This is a genomic window from Bacteroidota bacterium (assembly GCA_016721765.1).
Taxonomy (GTDB): Bacteria; Bacteroidota; Bacteroidia; order UBA4408; family UBA4408; genus UBA4408.
Genome location: JADKHO010000001.1, coordinates 174,531 through 187,268, shown reverse-complemented (window position 1 = coordinate 187,268; position 12,738 = coordinate 174,531). Strand labels below are relative to the sequence as shown.

The 12,738-nt window shown below is 39.4% G+C and carries 6 protein-coding genes and 1 pseudogene; 1 reads left to right on the top strand and 6 read right to left on the bottom strand.

Annotation, left to right across the window (positions count from 1 at the left end):
- Positions 1 to 10: 10 nt before the first annotated feature.
- The 3 genes and pseudogenes from hemE to IPP32_00750 all read right to left on the bottom strand — a co-directional run bounded on the left by hemE (position 11) and on the right by IPP32_00750 (position 1,934).
- Positions 11 to 1,046 (bottom strand): annotated as a pseudogene (gene hemE, locus IPP32_00760) (uroporphyrinogen decarboxylase).
- A gap of 195 nt (positions 1,047 to 1,241) precedes the next feature.
- Positions 1,242 to 1,592 carry a hypothetical protein gene (locus tag IPP32_00755; GenBank protein MBL0046622.1) on the bottom strand — a complete coding sequence of 117 codons (351 nt, stop codon included), beginning with the start codon at positions 1,590 to 1,592 and terminating at the stop codon, positions 1,242 to 1,244.
- Between the two features lie 18 nt (positions 1,593 to 1,610).
- Positions 1,611 to 1,934: a (2Fe-2S) ferredoxin domain-containing protein gene (locus IPP32_00750; protein ID MBL0046621.1), complete on the bottom strand. Its 324-nt coding sequence runs from the start codon at positions 1,932 to 1,934 to the stop codon at positions 1,611 to 1,613.
- 213 nt (positions 1,935 to 2,147) lie between these two features.
- Here IPP32_00750 and IPP32_00745 point away from each other — a divergent pair, with 213 nt between their 5' ends.
- Positions 2,148 to 4,199, top strand: a complete 2,052-nt coding sequence (locus tag IPP32_00745) for a thioredoxin family protein (protein MBL0046620.1) — start codon at positions 2,148 to 2,150, stop codon at positions 4,197 to 4,199.
- A 3-nt stretch (positions 4,200 to 4,202) separates the two neighbouring features.
- On the opposite strand, the gene IPP32_00740 is transcribed toward IPP32_00745, so the two are convergent.
- The 3 genes from IPP32_00740 to IPP32_00730 form a co-directional block, all read right to left on the bottom strand.
- On the bottom strand, positions 4,203 to 6,344 hold the full coding sequence (locus tag IPP32_00740; protein MBL0046619.1) for a gliding motility-associated C-terminal domain-containing protein: 2,142 nt from the start codon (positions 6,342 to 6,344) through the stop codon (positions 4,203 to 4,205).
- A 27-nt stretch (positions 6,345 to 6,371) separates the two neighbouring features.
- Positions 6,372 to 10,205, bottom strand: coding sequence for a gliding motility-associated C-terminal domain-containing protein (locus IPP32_00735; GenBank protein ID MBL0046618.1), 3,834 nt, complete (start codon positions 10,203 to 10,205; stop codon positions 6,372 to 6,374).
- A 197-nt stretch (positions 10,206 to 10,402) separates the two neighbouring features.
- Positions 10,403 to 12,718 (bottom strand): T9SS type A sorting domain-containing protein, encoded by a 2,316-nt coding sequence (locus IPP32_00730; protein ID MBL0046617.1) that lies wholly within the window; start codon positions 12,716 to 12,718, stop codon positions 10,403 to 10,405.
- Positions 12,719 to 12,738 lie beyond the last annotated feature (20 nt).

Below are 12,738 nucleotides of genomic sequence, written 5' to 3'. Positions count from 1 at the left end.
TCAATCTAGCTTAAAATTCAAATTCTTTAACCGTATCCACAAAGCATTTTACTTTGTCTTTTTCGACATCTGCATACACCCCATGTCCAAGGTTGGCAATGTGGCGATTGGGACCAAATTCTTGGAGCATTTTTATGGTTTCTGACTTAATTGTTTTATAGTCTGCATACAATAAACAAGGGTCCATATTGCCTTGTAAAGTTTTATTATCACCAATCACTTTACGTGAAACACTAATGTCCATGTTCCAGTCTAAGCCAATCGTTTCGCAGTTTGTTTTCACAAAATTTCGTAGTGCAAAAAATGCACCTTTGCAAATACCGTTTTGGGGTATTCGGATATTCAGCTTTTAATGCATCACAAATCTTATCGATGTAAGCATGCGAAAATTCAGCGTATTGGGCAGGGCTTAAAATACCGGCCCAACTGTCAAAAATTTGGATGATATCTGCACCGGCAGCAATTTGTGCTTTTAAATAATTGATGGTGCTGTCGGTAATTTTTTGGAGCAGTTTATGTGCTTCTGTAGGATGGGTGTATAGAAATTTTTTTGCCTTTGAAAAGGTTTTTGAACCTGAACCTTCTACCATATAGGCCAATATGGTCCATGGAGCGCCTGCAAAACCAATAATAGGTACTCGATTGGCTAATTCCTTTTTCAATAATTTTATGGCATCCACAGTATAATGCACATCATGAGCTTGAGCTACTTTTAGTGCATCAATATCTTTTTCGTTTGCTATTGTTTTTTCAAACCACGGTCCGCGGCTTTCCACCATTTTATAAGGGAGACCCATTCCTTCTGGAATTACTAAAATATCAGAAAAAATAATAGCAGCATCTACTCCTAAAATGTCGACTGGTTGAATGCTTACTTCACAAGCAAATTCAGGGCTTTCGACTAACTCTTTAAATCCGCCCATTTTAGCCCTCACTTCGCGGTATTCTGGTAATATTCTGCCTGCCTGACGCATGAGCCACACAGGAGTTCGCTCTACTTTTTCGCCTCTGGCGGCGCGTAAAATCAAATCATTTTTTAACTCCATCCCGCAAAAATAGTATTAAATGGGGAATGTTTGGAAGGGGAGCAAGAAGCGCATGGTTTGCAAAAGAAAGCGAGAAATTTTGTATTTCAATAATGGGTGAGAACTGAAATGCTGCCAATTAAAATAGTAAGGGCTGCTGCAGATTTGAACACTAAAAATATGGAACAATTGAAGCTGCAATTAAATTACTTTTTATCAACTATACAGGTTTCGAATCACCACTTTTTGCAATTCTCGCTTGATAATTAATTCGCTAATAACTATGGAGTATGATTTTTTAGCATTTGATTTTAATGCTTGAATTAATTGATTTTCGCTAATGTCGGTGCGGTTGAGAATAAAATTTAATTTGGGTTTGTTGGTAATTTCTAATTCTTGAATAAGGGGTAGGAGTTGTTCAAATAATTCTTGAAATGCAATCGGGGAGGGCTGAACAGCCTGAATAGAGAAATTATCAATACCGATATCCTTGCTAATTTGACCGGCTAAATCACGAATTATTTTCTCACTGTTGAGATAGGGCAGTAGTTCATTTTGGTCCATCATCAAAGCAATATGATATTTTTAAGCCTTTTTATAATCTTTTGCTAGGCGCAATCTTTCAACAGGCCTATTATGGAGTAAGTGCTCGTCAATAATTTCGTTTACGTCGGCTGCAGTTACACCCACATAAAAAATTCCTTCCGGGTATACGACTAAGGTAGGCCCAAAGTCGCAAATATCAAGGCACCCGGATTTTTGCACTCTAATTTTTAAATCGATGTTTCGTGTTTTTAGTTCCTCTTTAAATTTGGAAACGAGTTCTAAACCATACGCTTCTCCACAACTTTTTCGGGTTGAATTTTTGCGTTCATTGGTACAAATAAATATGTGCTTGTCGTAAATCATAAAAGGGAGAGGTGTTTATTTAGATTAGTCCTATGAGGAACAAAGATGCTGAAAAAAGCGGACATTGCTTGTTCATAAAATGCCTCTTATTGCTATTAAAGTTTATTGACATGCATTATACTTTTTTAACAAAGCAATGCAGGTTAAGTCTTTTGAACGACTTTTTTATTCGGCTATTCCTATTAATTTTACACCACAAATTTTTATAAGCTGATGAAAAAAAGTTTCCTTAGAATACTACTCTCTTTCTTTTTATTATTGGGATTAACTTCTGTGCAAGCTCAAATTTATACTCCTGTTAAATGGGCATTTTCTTCGAAAAAAATAAGCGACACTGAAGCTGAACTAATTTTTTCGGCCACTATTGATAAGGGTTGGCATTTGTATTCTCAATTCGTTATTAAAGACGGCCCTATACCTACTTCATTTAAGTTTACAAAGAATAAGTCCTTTGCTTTGAATGGAAAGGTTGAGGAAAGTAAGGCTATTGAAGAACAGGATGAAATGTTTGGTGCCGTAATTAAGTATTTCACGAACAAGGCCACATTCACTCAAAGAATAAAACTTATAGATACCAAACCATTTGTTGTTAAAGGAAGTTTGGAGTATATGAGTTGCGACAATAAGATGTGTACCCCTCCTGAGGAAATTGAATTCGAAATTGAGAGCGAAGGATCAAGCGTGGTCCCCATACTTAATGAATCAAAAACTATTATTGCAGTGCCTGAAACTACAGACACACAAACAACCCCGGTAGATACAGGAAAAGATGTGGAACAAGTTCTTCCAATAGAGAAAAAAAAAACTGAAGTAGTTACTACTGCTGTAGTAGAGGAACAAAAGTCGGCTTTGGGAATTTTTATTGCCGGATTTTTAGGTGGTTTGCTTGCATTGCTCACCCCCTGTGTGTTTCCGATGATTCCATTAACGGTAAGTTTCTTTACCAAACAAAGCAAAACGCGGCAAAAAGGAATTACAAATGCATTAATTTATTCCTTTTCTATAATCGCAATTTATGTAACACTGGGTATGCTCATTACGCTCTCCTTGGGTCCGGATGCCTTAAATGCCATGGCCAGCAACGTGTGGGTGAATTTGTCGTTCTTCATCATTTTTGTAATTTTTGCGGTATCTTTTTTAGGAGCTTTTGAAATTACACTTCCAAGTGCTTGGATAAATAAGGCCGATAGCGCCAGTGAACGTGGAGGTTTGATAGGCATATTTTTTATGGCCTTTACCCTTTCCTTGGTTTCGTTTTCCTGCACCGGACCCATCATTGGCAGTTTACTGGTGCAAGCGGCGGTAGGCGGAAATGTCATTAATCCGGTAATTGGGATGATTGGTTTTTCAACTGCATTAGCTTTGCCCTTTGGCTTATTTGCCACCTTCCCGGGATGGTTAAATTCTTTGCCAAAATCGGGTGGATGGTTAAATTCAGTAAAAGTGGTTTTAGGATTATTGGAATTGGCACTAGCTCTAAAGTTTTTATCGAACGTAGATTTAGCCTACCATTGGGGGTTCTTGAAACGCGAAATTTTTATTGCTTTATGGATAATTATTTTCTCGGTATTGGGATTTTATTTATTGGGCAAGCTCAAGTTTTCTCACGACAGTGAACTAAAATATATTTCAATTCCGCGCTTACTTTTTTCCATACTCACCTTTTCGTTTGTAGTGTATTTAATTCCCGGAATGTGGGGAGCGCCCTTAAAACTTATCAGTGGATTTCCACCGCCAACTTTTTACAATGAGGGGTGGACAATGAATTCAGGAGCATCGACAGCTGACAAAAAAATTGTGGAAGGAACGGATCCGGAGCATTGTCCCCATAATTTAAATTGCTTTCACGATTATGATGTGGCCTTGGCTTATGCCCGAAAAATTGGTAAGCCGCTGATGGTGGATTTTACCGGATGGAGCTGTGTAAATTGCCGAAAAATGGAAGATCAAGTTTGGATTGATCCAAGAGTGTTGCAGCGACTGAATGAAGATTATGTTTTGGTTTCGCTTTACGTGGATGACAAAACGGAATTGCCTGAACAGGAGAAATACGTTTCAAAAATTACAGGAAAAAAAGTGAAGACCACAGGGAATAAATACAGTGATTTGCAAACTACTCGCTTTAAAACCAATTCACAACCTTATTATACCTTACTTGATCAAAACGAGCAATTACTGATAACTCCTCAAGGTTATGACCCAAATATTGAAAAATTTATTTCGTTTTTAGATAGTGGAAAAGACGAGTTTCAAAAGCGACAATAGCAATTATTTAAAGAGGCTTATAGTACCATTTTTTTCAATCACCTTTCCATCACACTCGCTTGTTGCTTTGAGGCTGTAAAAATAAACGCCATCGTTTACTGCTGTCCCTTTAAATTTTCCATCCCAATTATCGGTGATGGATGACCATTTGTAGAGTTCCTGTCCCCAGCGGTTATAAATTGAACCGGATACATTCATTAATCCAATTGTGTTTAATTTGAATACATCATTTTGTCCGTCATTATTGGGAGAAAAAACATTTGGCACAAATTCAGCTTCTACCCCTTTTTTTACAAAAATGCCGACGGTGTCTGAATAAATAAACAGCCCACATCCAAAAATTTGGCATCTATAAAGTAAGCCGTTAAAGCTTGCATCGGCATTTAAAATTGAGAGATCTGACATGTTAACATTTTGATAAACGGAATTATCAATAAGGTTGGTGAAAGTTAATCCACTATCTAAACTGATTTGCCATTGATAGCTGTTTGCATTTAAGGCGTTTGCGGATAAAGATAATGTTTGGGTGCCACACACTTCTTGATTTTGAGGTTGTGTAGAAGCCTGAAGCGGAGCAAATGTTATGGAAGCAGGGGCACTTGGGATAGAAGGTCCGCAGCCGCTGATGATGCATTGGTATTGATAATTGTTATAGTTAGCACTTACACCATTAATGGTTAATGTAGGAGTTGTTGCATTAATATACGTTCCGGTATTGTTGATGAAAACAAAGCCACTGCTGATATTTTCGAGCCATTGATAACTTGCTTGAGTATTCGTTGCAACAGTAAAGCTCACGGTGTCACCAACACACACTATTTGGGGAACCGGCTGTGAGGTGAATGCCACAACCGGATTTACAGTTAATCCGGCCGAATCGCTAGGAAAAGCATTTCCACATATTCCGCTGATGATGCATTTGAATAGGTAGTTATGAAGGAAAAATGGAGTACTTAGGATTTGTAATGTAGAAGAATTTGTTCCTGCAAAGGGCGAACCTACCGGAGCAGGTGTGTAGGTTAAACCGCTGTCGGAGCTCATCATCCATTGATAGGTTGCAGATGGAATTGTTGTACCAACAGAGAATGAAGTAGTTGTACCTTCGCAAATAGTTTGATTTTGAGGTTGTGTTATGCTTGTTGAAAGCGCTGTAACATCAAATTTAACAATGGCATCTACGGGGCGCTGAAAATATTCGATTACGAGTAAAGCAGGGCCATTCATACATACTCCATTTGGAAAGGCAGCATCAGTATTTTGACTCGCCAAAGCATGTTCCGTAAACATATCAATTAACCAAGTTGCACCACCATCAATACTTAAACGTGCACCATCATCTGCCGCAAGGCGAAAACGATAAAAGCCCGGAGTAAAATTTTGGTTACGGTAGAAGCGCAAACTATAGTTTGTTGTATAGCCATCGCCACACTGAAAACTTGTTCCATTGTTTACTAATCCCACAGTCCCGGGCATTTTACTGCTACCGGTGGTGTTTGTAAAATTTAAACTAAAATTTAAAGAGTCCTTTAAGAAATGTCCTTTATAGTTTGCTTGTGCGAAAAAACTTTGTTGTGCAATTAATGCAGGAGTGGTAAGTGGTGAGCCTGTAGTAGGTACCCATGTATAGGCATGCGCTATCCATTGATTGCTACCAATGGTACTTGGGGCAATAGCTGCGAGTGGCGCATACCCCGGCGTAATCGTCATACCACTGCAAGTTCCTCCCGGTAGATTTAAGGTATTACTAGTTGTAAAAGGTGAAACGGCGGAGCGGAATTTAATGTTGTAATTTGCTCCTGGGGCCTGAGAAACAGGGATAGTGATTTCGAAAAATAGATCATTTATGTCTCCAGCAAAAGTGTAAGCACCAATTGTCCATGGTCCGGTTGCACTTACTGTGCTATACCTGTTGCAATTAAATAGTGTTGTGCCGGAAGTAAAAGAACCGGAAGGGTTGGATAGCAATGCCTGCACCGTAGCGCCGGTAGGTAATCCTTGCACATGAAAAATTTTGAATAAAATGGTATTGCCGGCGCAAATGCTGGGACAACCAAAGGGCACAGGTTCGCCTATGTCGATAAAAGCTGCTTTTACAGAAAAACTCAAGAGCAGACTTAAGAAGAAAAGATGGACTTTTTTTAGCATGGTACTTTAACGAGGATTAATAAGATTCTATTTATAAAGAGTTAACGTTCCTTTTTTTTCTAATTTTTTATCGGCGCAATTACTTGTAGCTTCAATGGTGTAAACGTAAACACCCGCAGGTAAAACAGCACCTTTGTATTTACCATCCCATTTAGTTAAAAGTGAATTCCATTCAAATAGAATTTCACCCCACCTGTCAAAAATTTCGCCCTTTACGTCTCTTAATCCGTAAGGGTTAATTTGGAAATAATCATTCAGTCCATCATTATCGGGCGAGAACGCATTAGGAATGTAAAGTGTAGTAGCATTTTCGGTAGCATCGACCATAGCCGGATTCGAATATATGGTTTGATTACAGCCATCAACTGCACAGCGGTAAAAATTATTTTTCATATCGGTGCTCACACTGTTAATGATAAGCTGTGCAGTATTTTCATTTGAGTAATTCGGGATATTTAAAATATCGGAAAAGCTAATTCCTCCGTCGGTGCTTATTTGCCAATGATAGGACAGGTTTTTTCCACTAGCGACTATTGAGAAGTTGGCACTTTCATCTTCACATTTTTTTTCATTTACAGGCTGCACATCAATAATGGGTGGCGATTGAACAGTGAATGGAATTGGAAGGGAAATTTTACCCGGGCCACAACTTGTATAGATGCATTGGTAAATATTGCCATTTTCAGAAATACTAACATTCGATAAAGTTAGCATGGAAGTTGTCGCGCCTGAATAAATTCCACCGTCGCTAACATTTGTAAAACCAGAACCGAAATTTACCTGCCATTGAAAACTAGGGTTTCCGGTGGTTGTAAGAGTTAGGTTGGTGCTTCCGCCTTCGCACAAGATGGCACTTTGTGTTTGGTATAAAAGTGTTGAAACAGGTGAAACGAATAAACTGGCAGGTGCACTTGTAGCTGTTGAACTGCCGCAACCACTGACAACACATCTATACAAATAGTTATGCAAAGCAAGTGTGACTCCATTGATGTTTAGTACTGCAGTAGTTGCGTTGTTGTATATCCCACCATTCGCTAAGGATTGAAAACCGGAACCGGAATTAACCTCCCATTGGTATGAAACAGCATCAAGTGCAGTTATAGAAAAATTGATGTTATCGCCTTCGCAAACATTTTGATTTAGGGATGCACTTGAGATGCTAACTGCAGGTGTCACGATAAGTGTTACAAGCGATGTACTAATTGTTCCGGAGCAATCGGTAAGGATGCATTTCACTTGAAAATTAGTTTGAAGTGAAGTGACATTCGATAGCACAAGTGTGGAGTTATTAATTGTAATATTGCCTCCGTTGACTAACGGACTAAAAGTTCCACCCAATCCACCTTCCCAGCTATACGATTGAACATTTGTTGCAGAAAATGAAAATGTTGCTGTTCCTCCCATACATACCGTTTGATTGGCGGGTTGGCTAGCAATTGCAGCAAGTGGAGAAACAGTTAAGGTTACTGCATTTGAAGTAACTGAATTTCCGGAACAAGCACTAATAATACATTGATATTGATTTCCTGATAATGCAGCTGTAGCTCCTGTAATGGTGAGTGTAGCAGTAGAAGTATTCGAATAATTCGGGCCATTCACCAGATTTACGAAACCACTGCCTGTATTAACTTGCCAGGTGTAGGAATTTGCATTTGATGCGATAACGCTAATTGAAGTATTACCAGGTCCACATAAATTTACTGCCGTAGGTTGGCTGGTTATAATGGCTGAAGACCCTAAGTATAAAGTTACAGTATTACTGGTTACAGAACTACTGTTGCAGCCCGAAACAATACACTGATATTGGTAAGTATCCATAGCAGCTTGCATACCGCTAATTTGCAGCGAAGGAGTTGATGCACCGCTATATAAACTTCCATTAATTATGTTTGTAAAACCACTGCCGCTATTAACTTGCCATTGACATGATACACCTACCGGCACACCAATGGTAAAAGCACCGGGTCCAAATAAACATAAAGTATTATCGATGGGTTGAACATTGATACTTGCAGCTGTACCAACGGTTAACAGCGCAGCAGTAGTAGGAATACCGGCACCACAACCGGTAACAATACATTGATATTGATTTCCGTTCATAAGTGACGTTGCACTTGATATGGCAAGAGTTGCAGTTGTTGCTCCTGAATAAATGCCACCATTGCTGATGGAAGTAAATCCTGCACCCGTATTTTCTTGCCATTGATAGCTGAGTGCATTACTTGCAACTACAGAAAAACTTGTATTATCGCCGGCGCAGATAGTAGAGGCTGCCGGCTGGCTGTTAATACTTGCATTACTGGTAACCGATAACGCAACAACAGAGCTTGCTGTATTTATGGCACATCCTGTAACAATGCATTGATAATTTGTATTGTTCATTGCCGCACTTACCGGTGAGATGCTAAGCGTAGCACCATTTACATTGGAATAAACTCCACCGTTGTGGATATTTACAAAAATACCACTGCTGTCTCTTTGCCATTGATACGCTGCAGTGCCTGCTGTTCCTATTGTAAAAGTTGCTGTTCCCAAATCACAAACGCTTGTACTTTGTGGTTGAGTGGTAATATTTGGTGCGGATGTGGTGACTGTTAGCAAGGCATTACCGGTAGTGACAGGATTAGTGCAAACGCCTGTTACGATACAGTTATATAAATATGAATTCTGAATGGTGCTACTAGGTATAATTTGAAGCACATTACTGGTTGCACCACTGTAAGGTGCCCCGTTTGAAATAGCGTTGAATGTGGCGCCACCATTAGTACTTACTTGCCACTGATAAGTTGCTCCGATAATTGAAGTAGTTGAAAATGCGGCATTTTGACCTGCACATACAATCGAATCTTTTGGTTGAGCAATTGCAGCCGGTGAAAGCAATTGGGAGGAAAAACGAATGTGCGCGTCAGCAGGGCGTTGAAAATACTCAATTACGAGAGACGTAGGACCGGATAAACAAACTCCACTTGGAAATAGCGTTGCAGTTGTTTTCATGCTACCTGCATAGGCTTGTTCGAGAAAGCTATTTAATATCCAAGTTATGCCCCCATCAATACTTAAGCGAATACCGTCATCACCTTGAATCTCGAATTGATATAAGCCGGCAGCAAAATTTTCGGTGCGGTAAAAGCGTAAACTAAAATTTGTAGAGTAGCCATCGCCGCATTGAAAACTAGTACCATCGTGCAAAACTGCTAGAGGCCCCGGCATTTTACCACCATTGGGTGTATAATCTAAATTAAAGCTCAAGCTATTTTTTAAAAAGTGACCTTTGTAATTTATGGGGTCAAAAAAGTTTTGCGCAGCAACGAGCGCTGCAGTATTAAGTTGTGCACCAGTTGTAGGTGTCCACGTATAAGCATGTGCTATCCATTGGCCGTTTCCGTAAGTTGACGGAGCAAGCGCTGCGAGAGGGCTGTAGCTGGGAGTAATTGTAAAGCCAGTACAAGGCATTTGCATGTTTGCGCCTACTGTTGCCCCTGATTTAAAATGAACTGTATAGCCGGTTGCCGGTGTTGCAGTGGCCGGAATTGTAAATTCAAAAAAAACATTGCTTGCGTTAGATGAAAAAGCGTAAGGCCCGTTAATCCAAGGTCCTGTTGCACTTGAGGTGCTGTATCGATTACAATTTATTGTTGTGGTTCCGCTACCAAAACCTCCTGTTGAGTTAGATAAAATAGCTTGCACCTGAGCACCGGAAGTTAAATTTTGTAGTTGAAATATTTTTAAAACAAGTGTTCCGCCAGCACAAACACTTGGACAGGTATATGGCACCGTTTCGCTCGTGGAAATATACTGCGCTTGCGCTACAATAGGAACAAAGAAAAGAATAGTAAAAAACCGAACTACGAAATTTTTCATTTATGGTGTAAACTTAAAAGTTTCAAGGGTTGAATTTAATGTTTTTTTATGGGATAAGTAAGCTCATTCGCTCTATATATTTATTGCTCCGACTAACAGGTTTATTTTTTAACATCACCCTTTATTAAGATAGCTCTTGATTAAAAAAAAAGCGCCCATGTTCAATGGACGCTTTTTTAATGGAGCAGTGGAATGCTTTACTCCAATTTTACAAATTTTCTTATCCAAATAGCATCACCTTGTGAAAGGCGAATAAAATAGACACCTTGTTTCCATGTTTCTGTATTGATTTGAATATGATTTTCTGTTTCATTATCCTTTGAATACACTATCCTTCCTGCAGCATCGCTTATTCGTAAGCTCATTTCCTTTTCCAATTTAGTAATCAAATTTAAGTTATTACTAAATGGATTGGGATAGATTGAAGGAGCATAAATTAAATCCGATAAATTAGTTGTGCCAATCAATACCGATAGACTGGTAACAATAATACTATCGCAGCCATGCAATGCCGCAAAAGTATCGGAATAATAGCCGCTTGTATATTGATAGGCACCGGCGAGAAATATACTGTCTCCTTGAATAATTGTTGCTGTGATGGTATCCATGTAAGAGGGCCATACAGCCAATGTACTTGTAATCGTGCTATCACAATTGTTTGCATTTGGAATTACATCTGTGTAAACATTAGCAGTAGTTTGATAAGCACCACCTAAATATATACTATCTCCATCACAGATGTAAACTGTTTGAGTGGAGCTGCTCGCTTGGTTCACAAATAATTGTGTAACCACCACACTGTCGCATCCATGCGATGAAGTAAGCACATCGGTAAAAGTTCCGGGATTAAGTTGATAGGCACCTTGCAAATAAATGCTATCTCCACTACATATGTTTGCATTCGTATTTACAATGTTTACGAGGTATTCTGTAACGGTTGTAACAACTGTGCTATCGCAACCATGAATCGAAGAAAAATGTTGGGTATAAATGCCCGGAGCACTAATGGTTACACCGCCTACAATAACGCTCTGGCCGGTGCAAAAACCTGCAGTAGCACTATGTTGGTAGGAGGAATACAGCGCTAAATTAGTATGCACAATACTGTCACAGCCTCCAATACTTAACAACGAATCGTGATATAAGCCTGCAGTTTTGCGCCAAGCACCTTGCAAAAATAAACTATCGCCGTTGCACACAAAGCGATTTACTGTTTGAGTTGTTGGTGGTGTTACCGAAACCACTATTGAATCAGTTGAACAAACGGTTCCCAAAGCATTGCATTCAGTTAGTTTTAATTTGTGAAGACCTGTAAAGCTCCAGTTTACATTTACAGTATTTGTTCCTGCGCCGGAGGTAATTGTACCGCCTGTAATAGACCATGAATAGGTGTTTCCAAGATGCGCTGCAGAGATGTAGGCGTTATTGAAAACTGTGCTATAACATAAAGCGCTCGCACCGTTAATATCGGTAGTAAAATTATCGATGTCGATGTCCATATTTACAACGATACCAAAATTATTACCCCATTGTCCAGAAGCTGATTTAACACGAAGGTATAATACATGTTTGCCCATTAATACAGGAGATGGAATATTGGCACCCTTAATTGTTTCGAGTGCTGAATTAAAATTACCATCAAAAGCCAGCATGGGAGTTGCGTTTCCATTTCCCGGATCGGTATCGAAAAAATACTCGGCAGCGCTTACTTTTATAGACCTGGTGGTGACTAAATTGGGAGTAATGTCAACGATTGTGCTGAAGGATTTTCCCCATTGATTTTGAGCATCGCGCACACGCATACTAAATTTATGAATTCCGGGTGCAGGTAAATTAATTCCACTTTTTGTAAGTGTTTCCAATGCTTCATTAAAGGCACCATCGAAAGCAAGAAGTGCTAATCCATTACCTTGTCCAGGATCTGCATCCCAAAAATACTCGGCAGCTGTAATTTTAATTTGCCGAATGGTAAGAATAGAAGGGGCGATATCAATCACCGTTTTAAAAGCTGTGCCCCAGTGGTTTTCGGCATCTTTAACGCGCATAGAAAAGGAATGCACACCCACAGTTGGAAGCGCAATACCTGAATTTACGGCTGTTTCAAGCGCTTCATCAAAAGCACCATCGAATGCAATTAACGGTGTTCCGTTGCCTTGTCCGGGATCGGTGTCCCAAAAATATTCGGCGAGGTTAACTTTTATTTGTCGTTTAGTGACAATTGCAGGAGTAATGTCTACAATGGTTTTGTAGGCTATGCTCCACTTGTTGGCATGATCTTTTACCCGAATAGAAAAGGTATGAATTCCGGTGGCGGGAAGCAAATTGGCAGATCCAATTATTTCTTCTACAGCCCCATTGAAACTCCCATCAGCCGCAGCCATAGGCGTTCCATTACCTTGACCGGGATCGGTGTCCCAAAAATATTCGGCTGCTTTGATTTGCTGTGCTGTGTTTTTTTGAGAAAAACAGAGTAAAGCAAGAAGCAGAAAAATGAGTTTAAAATATAGTTTCATTTTAAATTATGTTTTTAATA